12 protein-coding genes are annotated in these 18618 nt (G+C 62.3%); 8 read left to right on the top strand and 4 right to left on the bottom strand.

Annotation, left to right across the window (positions count from 1 at the left end; translation table 11 throughout):
• Positions 1-9 precede the first annotated feature (9 nt).
• Together ACGK9R_RS16220 and ACGK9R_RS16215 are read left to right on the top strand one after the other, a co-directional pair.
• Positions 10-3480 (top strand): Ig-like domain-containing protein, encoded by a 3471-nt coding sequence (locus ACGK9R_RS16220; RefSeq protein ID WP_394583192.1) that lies wholly within the window; start codon positions 10-12, stop codon positions 3478-3480.
• 92 nt (positions 3481-3572) lie between these two features.
• Positions 3573-3896 carry a tryptophan synthase subunit beta like protein gene (locus tag ACGK9R_RS16215; protein WP_394583190.1) on the top strand — a complete coding sequence of 108 codons (324 nt, stop codon included), beginning with the start codon at positions 3573-3575 and terminating at the stop codon, positions 3894-3896.
• Positions 3897-3936: 40 nt separating this feature from the next.
• On the opposite strand, the gene ACGK9R_RS16210 is transcribed toward ACGK9R_RS16215, so the two are convergent.
• From ACGK9R_RS16210 to ACGK9R_RS16200, 3 genes are all read right to left on the bottom strand, one after another.
• Positions 3937-5832 (bottom strand): EAL domain-containing protein, encoded by a 1896-nt coding sequence (locus ACGK9R_RS16210; RefSeq protein ID WP_394583188.1) that lies wholly within the window; start codon positions 5830-5832, stop codon positions 3937-3939.
• A gap of 15 nt (positions 5833-5847) precedes the next feature.
• On the bottom strand, positions 5848-6552 hold the full coding sequence (locus tag ACGK9R_RS16205) for a transglutaminase-like cysteine peptidase (RefSeq protein WP_394583186.1): 705 nt from the start codon (positions 6550-6552) through the stop codon (positions 5848-5850).
• Between the two features lie 141 nt (positions 6553-6693).
• Complete coding sequence (locus ACGK9R_RS16200) at positions 6694-7308, bottom strand: arylesterase (RefSeq protein ID WP_394583184.1); 615 nt, start codon at positions 7306-7308, stop codon at positions 6694-6696.
• Between the two features lie 91 nt (positions 7309-7399).
• Between ACGK9R_RS16200 and ACGK9R_RS16195 the strand changes: the two genes are divergently transcribed.
• From ACGK9R_RS16195 to glyA, 3 genes are all read left to right on the top strand, one after another.
• Positions 7400-8164 carry an ABC transporter ATP-binding protein gene (locus tag ACGK9R_RS16195; protein WP_394583182.1) on the top strand — a complete coding sequence of 255 codons (765 nt, stop codon included), beginning with the start codon at positions 7400-7402 and terminating at the stop codon, positions 8162-8164.
• Positions 8157-10715 (top strand): ABC transporter permease, encoded by a 2559-nt coding sequence (locus ACGK9R_RS16190; RefSeq protein ID WP_394583180.1) that lies wholly within the window; start codon positions 8157-8159, stop codon positions 10713-10715. The genes ACGK9R_RS16195 and ACGK9R_RS16190 overlap by 8 nt, the downstream gene beginning before the upstream one ends.
• Positions 10716-10798: 83 nt before the next feature.
• Positions 10799-12064 (top strand): serine hydroxymethyltransferase, encoded by a 1266-nt coding sequence (gene glyA / locus ACGK9R_RS16185; RefSeq protein ID WP_394583178.1) that lies wholly within the window; start codon positions 10799-10801, stop codon positions 12062-12064.
• Positions 12065-12290: 226 nt separating this feature from the next.
• Here the strand turns inward: glyA and ACGK9R_RS16180 are convergent, their stop codons facing one another.
• Positions 12291-13727, bottom strand: a complete 1437-nt coding sequence (locus ACGK9R_RS16180) for a phosphomannomutase (RefSeq protein ID WP_394583176.1) — start codon at positions 13725-13727, stop codon at positions 12291-12293.
• A 261-nt stretch (positions 13728-13988) separates the two neighbouring features.
• Between ACGK9R_RS16180 and ACGK9R_RS16175 the strand changes: the two genes are divergently transcribed.
• Genes ACGK9R_RS16175 through ACGK9R_RS16165 form a run of 3 tightly spaced genes read left to right on the top strand, consistent with a single transcriptional unit; the run spans position 13989 to position 18610 of the window.
• Positions 13989-15743 carry a type I secretion system permease/ATPase gene (locus ACGK9R_RS16175; protein WP_394583174.1) on the top strand — a complete coding sequence of 585 codons (1755 nt, stop codon included), beginning with the start codon at positions 13989-13991 and terminating at the stop codon, positions 15741-15743.
• Positions 15744-17123, top strand: a complete 1380-nt coding sequence (locus tag ACGK9R_RS16170) for an HlyD family type I secretion periplasmic adaptor subunit (RefSeq protein WP_394583172.1) — start codon at positions 15744-15746, stop codon at positions 17121-17123.
• Positions 17123-18610, top strand: a complete 1488-nt coding sequence (locus tag ACGK9R_RS16165) for a TolC family outer membrane protein (RefSeq protein ID WP_394583170.1) — start codon at positions 17123-17125, stop codon at positions 18608-18610. The genes ACGK9R_RS16170 and ACGK9R_RS16165 overlap by 1 nt, the downstream gene beginning before the upstream one ends.
• Positions 18611-18618: the final 8 nt, after the last annotated feature.

The following is an 18618-nucleotide window of genomic DNA, read 5'->3' as shown; positions in this document are numbered from 1 at the left end:
GGTGACGACGTGATCAACGGCGAGGAAGCGAAGGGCAACGTGACCGTCACCGGCGCCGTCGGTGGCGACGCCAAGGCGGGTGACACCGTCACCCTGACCGTGGGTGAAAGCACCTTCGAGGGCGAGGTCGTGGCTGACGGCGAGGGCAACCTCACCTACGCCATCGACGTGCCCGGCTCGGAGCTGGCCAAGCACACCGCCATCACGGCGGAGGTCACCGGTACCGACGCGGCGGGCAATGCCTACAGCGCCGAAACCGACAGGCCCTACACCGTCAACCTCGACGCCAGCGCCACGATCACCATCGACACCATCGCCGGTGACGACGTGATCAACGGCGAGGAAGCGAAGGGCGACGTAACCGTCACCGGCACCGTCGGCGGCGACGCCAAGGCGGGCGACACCGTCACCCTGACCGTGGGCGACGCGACCTACGAAGGCCGGGTCGTGGCTGACGGCGAGGGCAACCTCACCTACGCCATCGACGTGCCCGGCTCGGTACTGGCCGACCACGACAGCATCACGGCCGAAGTCACCGGCACCGACGACGCGGGTAACCCCTACACCGACGACACTCAACGGGAGTATGCGGTGGACCTGGCCCCGACGTCGGAAGGCGGCTACGCCATCGGTAAGGAAGATAGCTCAAGTGCAGGCCATAAGGACTTCCTGCTCAAGTGGTCAGACTTCAATATTACCGATCAGGATTCCTCTGCGGCCGATCTGGGCGTGATGATTACTCGCTTGCCCAGGGATGGAGCGCTTCAATTCCGCGACGGCGACAGCTGGCGAGAAGTCGAAGTGGGCGATCGGTTCAGCAAGGCCCAAGTCGATGCAAATGGGCTGCGTTTCGTACCCGAACCCAACGAGTCAGGCTTCAATGGCTACGGCGGTGACGGTGTGGGTAATAAGCAAACCGACTACGCAAAATTCGGCTTCAAACCGCTGGATAGTCACAATGAGGGCAATGACGCCACGTTCACCGTGGATATCAAACCGGTAGCCGATGCGCCCAAGGTCTCTATTGAGCGCGGAGACACTGTGGCCTCTGAACGTGACTCGACCATCACGGTCAAGCACGGCAAGGTAACGATCAGCGTGCACGGTACGGATATTTCCGCAAGTGGTATCGATGGCAAGATCATCAAGCCGCCCTTTAGTGACGGTAACTTGAATCCGGGGAGTGCTAACAATACTCATGGCGCTGATGTGATCGCCCTGGTGGGTGATTTCAGCAAGCTGGTCAAGGGTGGCCAATCAGTCAATTCAATCGATGGCGGCGACAAGGATTACGTCTATCTGAGCAAGCCTTACAGCAGCTACTCCGTAACGCTTGGAGATCTGCATCAGAACTCTGGTTATGACGGCCGCATCACCGATTTGGATACCGGTCGCACCGTGGTGGTCAACAACATCAAGGGACTGATCTTCGGTGATGGTCACACCGTGATGCCCAGTGATGCCACGACCACGATCAGTCAGGATGGTTTTGACATCGTCGAGCTTCACGTTGAAGCCTCTCTCGTGGATACCGATGGCAGTGAGCGTCTGTCGGGCATAACGTTGAAAGGTATTCCCGAAGGCGCCACGCTTCTCGACAAGAGTGGCTTGAATATCGTCAAGCAGGCCAATGGTAATTGGTTCATTACCAACCCGGATGCCCAGGCGCTCAAGCCGATCGACGTGACGCTGCAGATGAAGGTGCCGGTGAGCGCTGGAGCCTTTGATGTCGTTGCAAGCGCAACGTCCCAGGAAGTGGTGGGACTCGATGAGAAGGGCCAGCCCATCGTAGTGGATGAAGCCACCACTACCGCCAGTACGGGAGTCGAGCAATATAGCGTCATCGTTGGCTCACCGGGTAACGACGGTATCGAGGGCGGAAGTGGCAATGACATCATCATTGGTGATGTCGCGGGGCTCCAGCTCGTTCCGGGTCAGAACTACAACTTGGCGTTCGTAGTGGATACTTCCGGCAGTATGGGGTCGAAGGGGGTCAAGGATGCCACTGACTCGCTGCGAAAAGTCTTTAAAGACCTGAGCGAGAGCGTAGGAACCGACAATGCGGGTTCGGTTAACGTTTACCTGATGAATTTCAGCGATCAAGCCGGTAAAAGCTTGAGCGTTAACCTGGCGGATCCACGGGCTTTGAGCAAGCTCGATGAGATGCTGAAAACGTTTACCAACAAGGGTGGTACCAACTACGAGGACGCTTTCAAGACTACGGCGAACTGGTTCTATACCGATCAGGTAACGTCCAATTCAGGCACCAACTCGACCTATTTCATCACGGATGGTGAGCCCAGCTTCTATCAGAAGAATGAAACCAAAACTGTGGGAGCGGGTAGAAATGGTAGCTACAAGCTCGATTTGAATACGTACAAGTATCAGCCCGATCAACCTCTTTACCAATTGGATGGTGGTTACAAATTCCCGGTTATTACCGAAACGGGAAGCGTGCTCAAATGGTCACAATACGGCGGCGACTATTATTACAAGAACGGTTGGTACTATTCTGAGCTGGGTAAAGTCCAGGCTGACGGTAAAGGCGGCTATGAGATATCCCAGCGGGGTGGTAACGGTTACTTCGATGACACGAAAAACGTCAAGGACAGTTATCAGCAGGCTCAAGACGCATTCAAATTCTTGAGTAAAATGTCAGAAGTTAACGCGGTGGGAATCGGTGCTCAGCTTGACGAAGATCGTTTAAGCAAGTTCGTCTTCGAAGGCACCTTACAGTCCAATATCGATCCGGAAGACCTGGCCGATGCGATTCAGGGTCAAAACACGAACCTGCCGTCTGGGGACGATAGGATTATTGGAGGTGACGGCGACGACATCATCTTCGGCGATCAGGTCAAGTTCGACGGCATTGACGGTAATGGCCTGCCGGCCATGAAGGCCTACATTGCCGGACAGCTGGGAATGAGCGATCCCAATCAGCTAACGCCCGAGCAAATGCATGATTACATCAGCAACAATCATGACGAGTTCGGTCGCTTGGGTGGTGGCGAAGGTGGCAACGATACACTGCTGGGCGGCGAAGGGAACGACATTCTCTTTGGCATGGGCGGTAACGACACACTGATCGGTGGCCCCGGTGACGATATCCTCTACGGCGGCGCCGGCGCGGACACCTTCAAGTGGGAGTTCGGTGACCAGGGAACCGAGAACCGTCCGGCCGAGGATCAGGTGATGGACTTCACTCGCGGCGTGTTCGGTCAGAACGATCAGGCGGATCGGCTGGATCTGGCGGACTTGCTCCAGGGTGAGAACAGCGAGAACCTCGATCAATACATTCACGCCGAACAGGATGGAAACGATACAATTCTGCACATCAAGTCAGACGGTGGCTTATCGTCGGACAACAGTAACGCCGACCAGCGCGTGGTGCTCAAGGATGTGTCGATGCCTCAGGGCGAAAGCTCTTCGGACTTCCTGCAGAGCATGCTGCAGGATCACCAGCTGAAGATCGATCAGTAAGTCGCATCGTGTGATCACCATGCACGACTCAAGGCCGCCGTCAGGCGGCCTTTTTTAACCTTGAATCCCGGATGCAGAAAAGGGCGATGGCCATGTTTTATATCAAACGCAATGCCGCAGGCGAGATCGTGACGTTGAGCAAGGAGGCATCCAACGAGGCCACCGAGCAGATCGCCGTGGATGACCCGCAGGTGCTGGCGTTTCTGGCGAGCGAACCAGGTTCGAAAGCGAACTTTCTCGCCTCGGACCTGGCTTTCGTGCGAGTGGTGGAGGACTTGATGGAGGTGCTGCTGGATAAAGGCGTGATTTCGTTCACGGATTTACCGCAAGCGGCGCAGAACAAGGTGATGCAGCGTAAATCGCTACGCGCCAAGAACAACGTCAATTTGATCGGCGAGGATGGCGGTATTATCTGATGCCGCCATGTTCAAAAGCCGGGGCGAGCGCCGGCTGATTTTAGGCCTGTACGCCCGGGCCGGTCACGCCGTCGATGCCCATGCGGAATAGCTGCTCGAGCTCCTGTTCGGTTTTCACGCCTTCGGCGATTACCACGATGCCCAGCGAGTGGCAAAGCGTGGTCAAGCCGCGCAGGATGCTCTGCTGCTCGAAGGACGTATCAATGTCGCGCACCAGGCTGGCGTCCACCTTCAAATAAGAGAGCCCCAAATCGTGCAGCTCGGCCAGCCGGGTAAACTCTGCCCCCACGTGCTCGATGCCGAACTGGCAGTTCAGGTGCCTGAGCGCCGTGCAGAAGCTTCGCAGGCTCTCGAGCGCGCGCGGGTCGCGGGTCGCGGGCACCTCCAGGCAGAGCCTGGGGGCGTAGGCGGCATTTTTCTCCAGCAGCGCGCGCAGCTCGTTGACGAACGAGGCGTCACTGATGGCGGCGAGCGAGAGATTGATCCCCAATAGCTGGTTCGGATCCTGTTGGAGCTGGGCCAGTGCCTGCCTGATCACCGCCATATCGAGCGTCGGCTCCAGATTGAAGCGCGCAAGCCAGGGAATGAATACGGCCGCGCTCTGCCACTGCTCGGCGAGCTCGAGCCGCGCGGGGCTTTCGTGGTGCAGCACCTGGCGGTCGGCACCGAGTACCGGGAAGCGCCCCAGCTGCGGCCCCTGGTGCAGGGCCGCATCCAGCGCCGTTCGCCACGCCGCGTGGGTGGCGTAAAGCGGCAGTGACTCGCGCTCGCGCACGATGATCTCGGCGTTGCCCGGCGCGCTTTCGGCCTCGGCCAGGGCGGCATCGAGCGTGGCCAGCAGGGCGCTGCGCTCATCCTCCGGCGCGTAACTGGTAATGGCGGCGGGCAGGCGTGTTTCCTGCGGCGCATGCAGGGCGGCCAGCGCCTGCGCCAACCGCGCGCGCAGGTCAGCGCTTTCGGTATTGCCGGGCAGCGCCAGCATGAAGTCACTGCCGTTGAGGCGGCCGACCAGCGTCTCCTCGGATGAAGGGTCGAGGGTTTCGAGCTGCTCCGCCAGCTTCTTCAACAGGCTATCCGTCGCATCGTGACCCAACCGGGCGTTGAGACCGGGCAGATCCTCGACGCGCACCATGGCTAGAAGCCCGGTGGCGCGCGCATCATCGTTGTCCAGAAGTGCTGCCAGCCGTGTCATGAACACGTTACGGTTGAGCGCGCCGGTCAGTCGGTCGTGCTGCAAATCGCGACGCAGCTCGTCGAGCTTATGGCTTTCATGAGTCAGCATCTGGCGCACGTTGTGCGAGAGCTGGTTCATGGCGCGGGCGACCTCGCGAAGCTCCAGCGTGCTGGGTTCCTTGATGGTGGTAAAGCGCCGCGACCCGATATCGCGCGCCTGCTCGATCACGCGGTGGAGCGGGCGCTTGATGGTGCTGACCACCACCGCCGCCACGGCCAGGCTTGCAATGCCCGCGGCGATGAACCAGGCCATCAGCTCCATGAAGTTACGCCACAGCGCCCGGTAGGCGAAGCTGTACTGGCTTTGCAGCGTCAGCGTGCCGAACTGCTGCCAGCCGTCCTGAATGGTGGCGGTGCCTGGCGGGATGTCGAAGTCGATCAGCTGGCGAAACCAGCCCGGCACGTGGCCCTGGTACGCCTGAGCAGAGCGCTCGACCAGCACGTTCCCCTCGACGTCGCGCAGCGTAATCTGCCGGTAGTAGCCGGTATCGAACTGGGCGGACACCAGCAGTTCGAGAATCGTCAGATCCTTATCGAGTTGGCTCATGGAGAGCGCCAGCGCCGTGGCGTTATCCTGGTTCTTGATGCTGATTTCCTGCTCGATATACGCGCGGCTGGAGGTAATGCTGATCGCAAGGCTGCCCAGAAACGAGAGCAGTAAAAGCCCGATGATGGCCAGCCAGAGCTGTTTGATAAGCGACATGACGATAAGTCCTTGTTATAGAAACCCTTGAGACTGCATACGTTCCAGCACGCTGCGCCAGCGCGAGAGCCTGGCCAGCGGGTCCGCGCGCGACTCCGACGAGCCGCCGGCCCAGAGCCCCTGGCTATTGAAACTGAACACCGGGTCCAGGTCGGTGCGCTGAGAGGCCGGCGAGATCGACGGCGCCATGTTGTCCAGAATCAGCGGCACGGCGCTGGGGGTCTCATAATAGCCCAGTACCATGTGCGCCTGGGTGATACTGCTGCGCCCAATGCGGGCGCGTACGTAGATCATGCGAAGGCGCTCGCCGGGTACGCCGAGCTGCTTGAGCGTGATGTACTTGGCGATCGAGTAATCCTCGCAGTCCCCCTGGCCCTTGCCCAGCGCTTCGAGCGGTGTGGCCCAGTAATCTTCCTGCCCCCAGGTGATGATATCGTCGACCCAACGCACGTTGCGGTTGAAGAAGTCGTTGACCTCGCGAAGCTGCGTCTGGATATCCTGGCCGGCGGCGCGCTGCAAGAGCGCAAACCAGCCTTCGAGCCTGGCAAGCCCGGGCTGGCCGTAGAGCGCGCCCATGCGCTCGCGAAGGCGGGTCGGGTTGAAGGCCGATGCCTGAAAAGGGAAGAAGCCGAGCCCAATACCCAGCGCGGCAAGCCCCGCGCTGGTCAAGAACGCGCGCCGGGAAAGCGCGGCTTTGGAAAGGGTAGGGCCTTGAGCCATGCAGACCGCGCCGTCGTCGAATGAAGCCCAAGATTACAAGCTGGCAGGCGCGAGTGCTATATCGCTCATTGTAAATTAAAGTGAATTAATGAGATGGCTCATACGGCGGTAAGGTTTCGTATGAGCCTTGTCTGACTCGAATCAGCGCTCCTCTTCGAGCAGCGGCTCGAGCACGGGCCAGACGTTATCCAGAATGGTCGGCTGCGCCTCGGCGGTGGGGTGAATGCCATCGTCCTGCATCAGCTCGGCGTTGAGCGCGACATCCTCAAGCAGAAAGGGCAGAAGGGGCACCTCGTAAGCCTCGGCCAGATCGCGGTAAACGCCGGTAAAGGCGTCGCGGTAGGCCTGCCCGTAGTTGGGCGGGATATCGATGCCCAGCAGCAGTACCCGGGCGTCGAGCGCCTGGCTCTGCTCGATCATTTGCGCCAGGTTAGCGCGCATCTGGGTTGGCGGCAGCCCGCGCAGCCCGTCGTTGCCCCCCAGCTCCAGCAGCACGATATCCGGCTCGTGGCGATCGAGCAGATCTTTGAGGCGCTCGGCACCGCCGCCGGTGGTTTCGCCGCTGATGCTGGCGTTGACCACGGCCGCTTCGTCATTCAGGCGCTCCTCGAGCAGGCTGACCCAGCCCTGGTCCTGCTCGAGCCCGTAGGCCGCGCTGAGGCTGTCGCCCATGACCAGAAGGGTAGGGCGCGACTCGGCGCTGGCCGGGGCGCTTTCAAACAGGACTACCAGTGTCAGCAGTGTGGCGGTTACCATGCACACACGCCTTTGCCACGTTAAAGGGATGCCACGCTTCATGTCCTACTCCTCTGAGCCTGATACGTCGTCAACCAAACGCGCTAACGCCTTGTCGTCCAGCTTAACCGATGAGTCAACGTCCTCGCACGCGCTGCGTGATGCCAGGGGCACCCCGGTATTGCTGGCCGAGCGGCTTTGCAAGCAGGTCAAAAGCGGCGAGCGCGCGCTGACGATTCTGAAGGATCTGTCGCTCAGCGTCGCCCAGGGCGAGAGCGTGGCGATTCTGGGCAAGAGCGGGGCGGGCAAGTCAACGCTTTTGGGGCTTCTGGCGGGGCTCGATACGCCGAGCGACGGCGAGCTCAGCCTCTTTGGCCACTCGCTGAGCCAGCTCGACGAGGATGGCCGCGCCGCGCTTCGCGCCGGGCGGGTCGGCTTCGTGTTCCAGAACTTTCAGCTTCTGCCCACCCTCAGCGCGCTGGAAAACGTGCTGTTGCCGCTCGAGCTCTCCACGCACGCGGGTGAAACCCAAACGGCCCAGCGTTGGCTGGGGCGCGTGGGGCTTGAGGAGCGGGTGGGGCATCTACCCAAGCAGCTTTCCGGCGGTGAACAGCAGCGCGTGGCCATCGCCCGGGCGTTCGTCACCGACCCGGAGCTGGTGTTCGCCGACGAGCCAACCGGCAACCTGGACCCGGACACCGGCGCCCAAGTGATCGATCTTCTCTTCACGCTCAACCGCGAGGCGCACACCACGCTGATTCTGGTCACTCACGACCACGCCCTGGCACGGCGCTGCGACCGCTGCCTGCGCCTGGAGGGCGGCCAACTCGTACCCTTCGAGCCGGCGCAAGCAGCGCAAGGCGGTGGGGATGAGTAGCGTCAACTGGCGCCTCGCCGCGCGCAGCTTGAAGCGTGACCTGCGCGCGGCGGACGTGCGCGCGCTATTCGTTGCGCTGGTGCTGGCCGTGGCCGCCTCGACCATGATCGCGTTCTTTCTTGACCGGCTGGAGCGCGGCCTGGAGCGCCAGGCGGGGCAGATGATGGGCGGCGACCTGGTGCTCGAGCAGCGCGAGCCTTTTGAGCCGGCGCTGCGCGAGACGCTCGAGCAAGCGGGGTTTACGCTCAGCGACCAGGTCGATCTGGTCTCGATGATCAGCCAGGGCGAGCGGTTCCAGCCGGCGAGTCTCAAGGCCGTGGACGATGTCTACCCGCACTACGGCGCAACCCTGGTGGACCTGGGCAACGGTACCGAAGAGGTCGCTTCCGGCCCCGCCGTGGGTGAGGCCTGGGCGGACCCACGGCTTTTCGAGCTGCTCGGGCTGAGCTTGGGAGAGCGCGTTCGGGTCGGGGAGAGCGAGCTCACCGTGACCGGTATCGTCGAGCGCGAGGCCGACCAGTCCGCCGGGTTCAGCAACTTCAATCCCCGACTGATGCTCAACACCCAGGATCTCGATGCCACCAATCTGATTCAGCCCGGCTCGCGTATCGAGTTCGAACTGCTGGCCGCCGGCCCGCCCGCCGCGCTTGAACGCGTTCAGGCGCTGCTTGCCGAACTCCGTGAAGCCGGGGTCGAGGTGCGCGATGTGCGTGTCGACCGCCCGCAGCTGGGGAATGCCCTGTCCCGCGCCGAAAGCTACTTGAGTTTGGCGGGGCTGGTAGCGGTGCTGCTCGCCGGGGTGGCGGTAGCGATGTCCACCAAACGCTACGTGGAGCGCCATCTGGATACCGCCGCACTGCTGCGCTGTTTTGGCGCCAGCCAGTATCAGCTGGTCACTCTCTTTGGCCTGCAGCTTGTCGGGCTCGCCCTGGCCGCCTCGCTGGTCGGTGCACTGTTGGGGCTGGTGGGCCAGGCACTGCTGCTCTGGCTGCTGGTGCAATTTATACCGTTACCTTTGCCGCTGCCCGGCGTCATGCCGCTGGGGCTTGGGATTCTGACCGCGCTGGCGGTGCTGGTCGGGTTCGCGGGGCCGACGCTTTTGCGCATCAAGCAGGTCAGTGCGCTGAAGGTGCTGCGCCGCGAGCTCGACCCGCTGCCGCCGGCGGGCTGGCTGGTGGTCGGCGCGGCCAGCGCAGTTTTCGGCGCGCTCCTGTGGCTCTACTCCGGCAGTGTTTCGCTAGCACTTTGGCTGTTGCTCGGCGGAGCCGTACTGCTGGGGGCGCTGTGGCTGGCCAGCGGGCTGTTGCTCAACGCCATGTTGGCGCTGGTGGCGAGGCTTTCCGGCACCACGCCCTGGCGTCAGGCGCTTCGCTTGGGCGGCCGTCAGCTCGCCCGGCGCCGCCAGGCCGGTCGCGGCCAGCTGTTGGCGTTTTCGGTCACCTTCTTCGCCATGGCGATGATCGTGCTGGTGCGCGGTGACCTGCTCACCACCTGGCAGGATCAGTTACCGGAGGACACCCCCAACTACTTCGCGATCAACATTCAGCCCAGCGAGCGCCGCGCCTTTGATGAGGCGATCACGCCGCGAGTCGACGCGCAAAGCGCGCTCTATCCAATGGTGCGCGGGCGTATCGTCGCGATCAACGACCAGCCCCCGCGCGAGGCGGTGCCGGAAGACGCGCGCGGCGACGGCGCGCTGCGCCGTGAGCTCAACCTGACTTGGCAGGCCGAGCTGCCGGAAGGCAACGCCGTCGTCGCCGGGCAGTGGTTCGCCCCGCAAGGGGCCGCGTCAGGTTTCATGAGCGAAGTCGACGCCACGCCTTCAAGCGAAAGCGTGCCCATTTCCGTCGAGGCCGGGCTTGCCGAGCGGCTCGGTCTGTCGCTGGGCGACACGCTGGCGTTCTCGATCGGCGGTGAAACCCTCGAGACCCGCATCACCAGCCTTCGCAGCCTGAACTGGGACAGCTTCAACCCCAACTTTTTCGTCATCTTTCCGCCCGGCGTTCTGGAGGTGTTCGGCCATAGCTATATCACCGCGTTCCATCTGCCGGAGCGCGAAGCGGGGCTGATCGCGCAGCTGGTGCAGGACTTCCCCGGCGTATCGCTTCTGAACGTGGATGCGATTCTCGGGCAGGTGCGCGACGTGCTGGGACAGGTGACCCGCGCCGTCGAGCTGATTCTGGCGCTGGTACTGCTGGCGGGGGTCAGCGTGCTCTACGCGGCGCTAACCGCGAGCCGCCCAACGCGGGCCCACGAAAGCGGGCTCTTGCGCGTGTTCGGCGCGGGCAATCGCATGATCTCCCGCGTGCAGGGCGCGGAGTATGCGCTGCTGGGGCTCGCAAGCGGCCTGATGGGTGCGGCGCTGGCGGAGCTTGCCAGTGCGGTGCTCTATCTTTTCTGGCTGGACCTGACGCCTCGGCTGCACTGGGCGCTATGGCTTGGCCTGCCGCTGGGTGGGGCGCTGCTGGTCGGGGTCATCGGCCACGCGCTTTCCTACTCACTGCGCCGCCAGGCCCCGGCGGCGAGCCTGGGGCTTCTGGGTGAGACGTAAGCGCGATGCGATGAAACTCGCCGCAGGCTGGGGTATGATGGGCGCCTTGCTTTTTTCGACGCCCTAGCCTACGAGGTTTCCCCATGTTCAGCCGCGATATGACCATAGCCGGGTTTGACGATGCGCTTTTTGACGCCATGCAGAAAGAGGTGGCGCGTCAGGAAGATCACATCGAACTGATCGCTTCCGAAAATTACGCAAGCCCCCGGGTACTCGAAGCCCAGGGCAGCCAGCTGACCAACAAGTACGCGGAAGGCTATCCCGGCAAGCGCTACTACGGCGGCTGCGAGTTCGTGGATATCGCGGAGAACCTGGCGATCGACTACGCCAAAAAGCTTTTCAACGCCACCTACGCCAACGTGCAGCCGCACTCCGGCTCCCAGGCCAATAGCGCGGTGTTCCAGGCGCTGGTCAAGCCCGGTGATACCATCCTCGGCATGAGCCTGGACGCCGGTGGCCACCTGACCCATGGCGCCAAGCCCAACTTCTCCGGCAAGCACTACAACGCCGTGCAATACGGGCTGAACGATAAAGGCCTGATCGACTATGACCAAGTGGCGGCTCTTGCCCGCGAGCACCAGCCGAAGATGATCATTGCCGGCTTCTCCGCCTACTCGCAGATCATCGACTGGGCGAAGTTCCGCGAAATCGCCGACCACGTGGGCGCCTACCTGCTGGTCGATATGGCCCACATCGCAGGTCTGGTCGCCGCCGGCGTCTACCCAAGCCCGCTGCCCCACGCCCACGTGGTCACCTCGACGACCCACAAGACGTTGCGCGGCCCGCGCAGCGGCGTGATTCTCTCCGCCGAAAACGACGCCGATATCGAGAAGAAGCTTCAATCCGCCGTGTTCCCCGGCGGCCAGGGCGGCCCTTTGATGCACGTCATCGCCGCCAAGGCGGTGTGTTTCAAGGAAGCGATGGCGCCGGAGTTCAAGACCTACCAGCAACAGGTGGTCAAGAACGCCAAGGCGATGGCGGGCGTGTTCATCGAGCGCGGCTTCGATATCGTCTCTGGTGGCACCGAGGATCATCTGTTTTTGCTTTCGCTGATCAAGCAGGGCGTGACCGGCAAGGACGCGGACGCCGCCCTTGGCCGCGCCCACATCACCGTCAACAAGAACGCCGTGCCCAACGACCCGCAAAGCCCGTTCGTCACCTCCGGGCTTCGGATCGGCACCCCGGCGGTCACCACTCGCGGCTTCGGTGAGCAGGAGTGCATGGATCTCGCCGGTTGGATCTGCGACATCCTCGACGTACTCGCCGCCGGCGACGACACCAGCGCCATCGAAGCCGACACCGCCGAGAAAGTGGCCAAGGTGTGCGCGCGGCTGCCGGTGTATAAGTAAGTATGCTTGAACGCTAAACGGGCGCCTTCGGGCGTAATGCTGTTCAGTTAAGCATGAGTAGCACTTGTGGGAGGGAGCTTCAGCTCGCGACGGGGGGGGGGCAGGCCAAGGCACCTGACGGCGCCATTCGCCCGCTGAAGCGGCCTCCCACGGTAATTCAGCCAAGCTCAATGGGTGTTGGATACCTTAACTGACTGGCATTACGTACTCGGGCGCCCGTTTTCTTTTAGCCGGCCAGCGCGGCGAGTTTTTCAAGCGTTTTACGTACCAGTGTGTTCGCGCGCTCCATCGAGTCTGCCTCGGCATAGCAGCGAAGCTCTGGCGCATTGCCCGAAGGGCGTAAATGCACGATTTCCTCGTTGGCCAGCGTCACTCGAAACCCGTCCGTGGTATCCGCCGCTTTTACCGTTTGGGTCATCATTAAATCGCGCAGCAGCTGCTCGGGGTTTGCCGACCACTGCTCGATCAGGGCACGGCTTTTCTCGGTGGGAAAATCCTGCAGCCGATCGCTGGCGGTATAGCGCTCGGGGAGTGCCTTATTGAGCGCCGAGAGCGGCTGCCCCTTGCGCGCGGCCTGCACCATCAGCGTCAGCGCCGGCAGCAGGGCGTCGCGGGTGGGCAGGGCGGTCAGCCTGCGGCCTTCGTGCTCGAGCGGCGTTTGCAGCATAAAGCCGCCGTTGGCCTCGAACCCGGCAACGCTGGAATACGAATCTGCAAGCGACGCCGTGGCCTCCAGCACAAAAGGCGAACCGATGCGCGTGCGTACCACTTTCTTGAATGCGCCGCAGGATTCGATCGTGGTATTGCAGCTCACCGGTACCGCCAACGCCTCGATGCCCAGCGCTTTCGCGCATAAAAGCCCCACGATATCGCCTCGAAGCCAGGTGCCGGTTTCATCGCCCAGAAGCGGCCGGTCACCGTCCCCGTCGGTGGTGAAGATCGCATTGAGTGAATGCTGCTCGGTCCAGGCGCGGCCACGGGCCTGGTCCTCCTTGCTTACTGCTTCGGTGTCGACCGGCACGAACTCATCGCGGCGCCCGAGCACCACCACATCCGCTCCCAGCGCATCGATGATGTAGGCACTTAAATCGCGCCCGGCGGCGGAGTGCTGGTAAAGCCCTACTCGCCAACCGGTGAGCGGCTTCTCCACGAACCAGCGCGTATAGCGATCGGCGTAGGCCTCGTTGGCGGCGTCGGAGGTGGGCTCACGCTCGGGCGTCAAACTTGCGGGCAAGGCCAGCTTCGCATTCAAAATGGTGGTTTCATCCTGCTTGGTGATCTCGCCATCCGGGCGATAGAACTTGATACCGTTACGGTCAAAAGGGATGTGGCTGCCGGTGATCATGATGCACGGCACGCCCTCTTTCATCGCCTGAAGCGCCAGCGCGGGAGTGGGCAGCACGCCGTAATCGTCGACACCCAGCCCCAGCGCCCTGGCGGCACTCGTGCAGGCAGCGGCCATCGCCGGGCTACTCGGGCGGCGGTCCAGGCCGATCGCGACGCGCTCGAAGGCGAAGGAGCGATGCATGGTCGTCAGAAAGGCCACCGTGAAAGCCGCGCATACCTGGTCGGTGAACTGCTCGACCCGGCCCCGCGCACCGCTTGTACCGAAGGCAATGCCGCTTTGGCGGAGGATATCGTTGGTAAAGTGGGAGGGCTGCACAATCATCTCCTCAAGAACCCGGCGAGTGAACCAATGCGTGAAAGCGAGCGTCCATGATGCCACGCTCTTTCAGTCAATGAGTATTCTTCTGCAATCAATCAGCAAGGCGGTACAGACTCGCTCGGCGCGATGCTCGTATTGCCCGATTTGGGTGACGAAAGGGGATATAAAACCCGCGCCCCTACCCCTGGTAGGGGCGCTTCTGTTATGCTCTCGCGATTCTGCCTCACGTGATTCTCTCGATTTTACGGTGATCCTTCCATGTCAAAGCAACAGGAAGCAACGGACCTGCAGCAGGCGCTGAAAGCCTGTAAGGGTTCGTTCGTTTCAGTGGGTTTTTTCAGCATGTTCGTCAACCTGCTGATGCTCGTCCCGCCGATGTACATGCTCCAGGTCTACGATCGCGTTCTCACCACGCAAAGCTTCGATACGCTCCTGATGCTGACGTTGGTCGTGGTGTTTTTGTTCATGATCATGGGCGGGCTCGAGCTGGTACGCTCGCGCATGCTGGTGCGCGTGGGTAACCGCCTCGATACTACCATCAACGAGCGCCTCTACAGCGCCATGTTCCGTCGAAGCCTGTTCACCCAGGGCACTCAAAGTGCGCAGCCGCTCAGTGACCTGACCAGCCTGCGTCAGTTTCTGACCGGCAACGGGCTGTTCGCCTTTTTCGATGCACCCTGGGTGCCGGTCTATCTCGGCGTTCTGTTTCTCTTCCACCCCTGGCTTGGCATTTTTGCTGTCTGCGCCGGAATCATTCTGCTGGCACTCGCAATTGCCAACGAAAAATCTACAAAGTCGCTGTTGGCCGATGCCAACAGCGAGCACATTCAGGCGCAGAATCTCGCCAACTCCAACCTGCGTAACGCCGAAGTGCTTCACGCCATGGGGATGCTGCCCGGCATCATGGGGCGCTGGTCGAAGCGCCATCACGAATTCCTCGCCAAGCAGTCCAAGGCCAGCGACCGCGCCGGTGCATTGACCAACGTTTCCAAAGTAATGCGGCTGATGTTCCAGTCCTTGATTCTCGGCCTCGGCGCGCTTTTGGTACTTCGCGGCGAAATGAGCCCGGGCATGATGATCGCCGGCTCCATTCTGATGGGGCGTGCGCTGGCGCCGATCGACCAGATGATCGGCGGCTGGAAGGGCTTCGTCAGCGCCCGCGGCGCCTACGGGCGTTTGAACGAGCTGCTCGCTCAGATTCCCGACGAGCAGCGTAAGATGTCGCTGCCCGCGCCCAAGGGTGACATTGCGCTCGAAAACGTCGCTGCGGCGCCACCCGGCGTGCGCATGGCGACTATTCGCGGGCTTAACTTCAGCGTGCCGCGCGGCGAACACGTCGGCATCATTGGCCCGAGTGCTGCAGGCAAGTCGACGCTGGCGCGGGTGCTCCTCGGTATCTGGCCCTCTCAGGTGGGCGACGTTCGCCTGGACGGCGGCGTCATCACCCAGTACAACCGCGATGAGATCGGCCCCTACATCGGCTATCTGCCCCAGGATATCGAGCTTTTTGACGGCACCATCAGCGAGAACATCGCCCGCTTTGGCGACATCGACGCCAACAAGGTGGTCGAGGCGGCGCGCAAGGCCGGCGTTCACGAAATGATTCTCGAGCTTCCCAACGGCTACGACACGGTGATCTCGTCCACCAGCGGCGCGCTCTCCGGCGGCCAGCGCCAGCGGGTGGGGCTTGCCCGAGCGCTTTACGGCAACCCGGTATTCGTGGTGCTCGACGAGCCCAACGCCAATCTGGACGACGCCGGCGAGCGCGCGCTGGGTCAAACCATTGCCCAGCTCAAGAGCGAAGGCGTGACGCTGTTCGTCATCAGTCACCGCACCAACGTGCTGAAGAACATGGACAAGCTACTGGTCATGAAAGAGGGCCAGGTGAGCATGTTCGGCCCGCGCGACCAGGTGCTGGCGCAGTTCGCCAAAAAGCCGCAAAAACAGGTCGGTTCGCAGAGTGCAGCCCGTTTGTCCGCCGTTTCCGGCGGGCGCCAGGGCGAGGAGTCGTAAATGAGCAACGATCAGCGCGGTCTCACCCGCCAGGGCGAGATCGATGTAACCCCGCAAGGCCCCGCCACCATCGACGGCGAGGCGAGCGAAAAACTACCCACCAGCGACAAGGGCTATCGTAAACTCGGCTACGCCATTCTGGTGATCGCGCTGGGCGGTTTCATTCTGTGGTCAGTCACGGCGTCGCTGGCGATCGCCGTGGTGGCGCCGGGTAACGTGTCGATCGAGTCGTTCAAGCGCACCGTTCAGCATCTGGAAGGCGGCATCGTGCGCGAGATTCTGGTGGAGGATGGCGACAGCGTCGAAGCCGGCGATACCCTGATCGTGCTCAGCGACACCCAGGCCCGCTCGCAGCTCGAAATCGCCCGCTCGCAGTTTCTGATCAACCGCGCGATGGAAGCGCGTCTGCTTGCCGAGCAGCAGGGCACCGACACCATGGAAATTCCCGAGGATATTCAGAACGCGGATAGCCCGCGGGTTCAGCAGGTGATCGCGGTACAGCAGAGCCTGTTCGCCGCGCGCCGTCAGTCGCTTCAAGGCACCCTCGAAGCGCTCGACGAGCAGATCATCCAGATGCAGGAGCAGATCGAAGGCCTGCGAGAGCGCTCAAGCGTCAACACCCGGCGTATCTCATCGCTTCGCAGCGAGTCCGATGATTTTCGCTCGCTCTACCGCGAAGGGTTGGGCGACAACCAGCGCGTGCGCGAGCTGGAGCGCCAGATCCTCCAATACGAAGGCGACAACGCCGAGTTTCAGTCCAACATTGCCCAACTGCGCTCGCAGATCAGCGAAAACCGTATGCAGCGCGAAATCCAGCAGCAGGAGTTTCAGGCCGATGTTGGCGAGCAGCTGCGCCAGGCCCAAGCGCAGATCGCCCAGGCCGAGGAGCAGATCATTTCCCTCGACGACCAGGTCGAGCGCACGGTGGTGAGCGCGCCGGTTTCCGGCACCGTGGTCGGGCGTCAGGTTCACACCGTGGGCGCGGTCATTCGTCCCGGCGACACCATCATGGATATCGTCCCGAGCAATGACGGCTTCGTGGTCGAGGCGCGCATCCCCACGCGCGATATCGATAACATCTTCATTGGTCAGTTTGCCGAGATTCGCTTTAGCGCCTTCAATCAGCGCCTGACCGATGAGATCGACGGTGAGGTCATTTACGTCAGCGCCGACAGCTTCGAGGATGAAGCGACCGGTCAGCGCTACTACCGCGCCCGGGTTCGCGTGACCGAATCGGGCCAGGAGCAGATGACCGAGCGGATGCAGCTGCTCTCCGGGATGCCCGCCGAGGTCATGCTGCGCACCGGCGAGCGTACCTTTGCAAGCTATATTGCCAAGCCGGTCACCGACATGCTGGCCCGCGCGATGCAGGAGGATTGATGCGCTTTTTGTCGACTCGAAAGAGCACTTTCTTAAGTAGCGCCTTCTTCAAACCGACGGCGCTGGCCGGTTTGCTCCTCGCGGTTGCAAGCGCGCCGGTATTGGCCCAGCCCAACGAGCCGATGGCCGAGCAGGCCGCGCTCGACGAGCTGGCCGCTCTCGATGCGCGCCCAACCGAGGCACCTACGCTTCCATCGCTGCCGGCGCTGTTCGCAAGCGCCCTGGACCACGACGCCGATCTTTCCCGTCAGCGCTTCGAGCTTGCCGCCACCCGCGAAGAGATTCCGATGGCGCGCTCGCAGCTTCTGCCCCAGGTCTCGGCCTCGGGATCGTATCTGTGGCAGGACTCGACCAATATCCAGACCTCGCCGGACGACTTCGGGCTCGACCAGCCCGCCCAGCGCCCCGGTGAAATCGAGGAGAACGTGTGGGGCGTGCAGCTTCAGCAGCCGCTTTTTAGTCTGGAGCGCTGGCGCGGCGTCGATGTAGCGACCGCCCAAGTGAGCGCGGCGGAGCTTCAGCTTGCGGTGGTCGAGCGCGATCTGGCGCTTCAGGTCTCCGAGGCCTACGTCCAGGCCTATCTCGCCTCTCAACGTTTGGGGCTTTTGGAATCTCAGCAGGATGCGCTGAATCTACAGGTGCGCCAGGCCCAGCGCGCCTTCGATCTCGGCATCGGCGATCGGATCAATCTGCTCGAGGCGCGCTCGCGGCTCGATCAGGCGATTTCCGATGCCGTTCAGGCGGAAAACGAGCTCGATAACGCGCTTTCCACCCTCGAGCGCTTGACCGGTACCTATCCGGAGTTTCGTCAGCTCGCCGTGGGCGAGCTTTCGGATGCCGCGCTCGAGCGGGATTGGGGCGACCCGCAAGAGTGGGTGGCGCGCGCCGGGCGTAATCTCGATGTGCAACTGGCCCGCGAGCAGCAGCGCATTGCCCAGGCCGATACCGGCACCCGGCGGGCGGGCTACTATCCAGAGCTCAACCTGAACCTTTCGTACTCTGATCGTGAAAGTGACGACCGGCTGCGCGAGAGCGAGGATTACCGCGCCAGCGTCGAGGTCAACGTGCCGATTTATCGCGGCGGCTATACTACCGCCAACGTGCGCCAGGGCGAGCGGCGCATCGACGCAAGCCAGGCGGCGCTGGACAATCAGCTCAACCTGGCGGTGCAGGAAGTGCGCCAACGGCTGCGCTCGTTGAGTGGCCACGTGCGCCGCGTTGAAGCGCTGAGTCAGGCGATCGAATCGAGCCAGCTATTTCTCGATGCCGCCGAGCGCGGCGAGCAGCTTGGCCTGCGCGATCTGGTCGACGTGCTCGATGCGCGCTCCAGCCTGTACGACCAGCGTATTCAGTATGTCGATACGGTCGGTGAATATGCGCTGGACAGTCTGGCGCTGAAGTCCGCAGTGGGCGAGTTGACGAGTCAGGATCTTGGCGACGTCATGGCGCTATTGGTGTCGCTGACGGATTTTCCGGTAACGAGCTGAGGATACCG

This window comes from Halomonas sp. HNIBRBA4712 (assembly GCF_043558675.1).
Lineage (GTDB): Bacteria > Pseudomonadota > Gammaproteobacteria > Pseudomonadales > Halomonadaceae > Vreelandella.
This window is presented reverse-complemented; position numbering and strand designations above follow the sequence as displayed.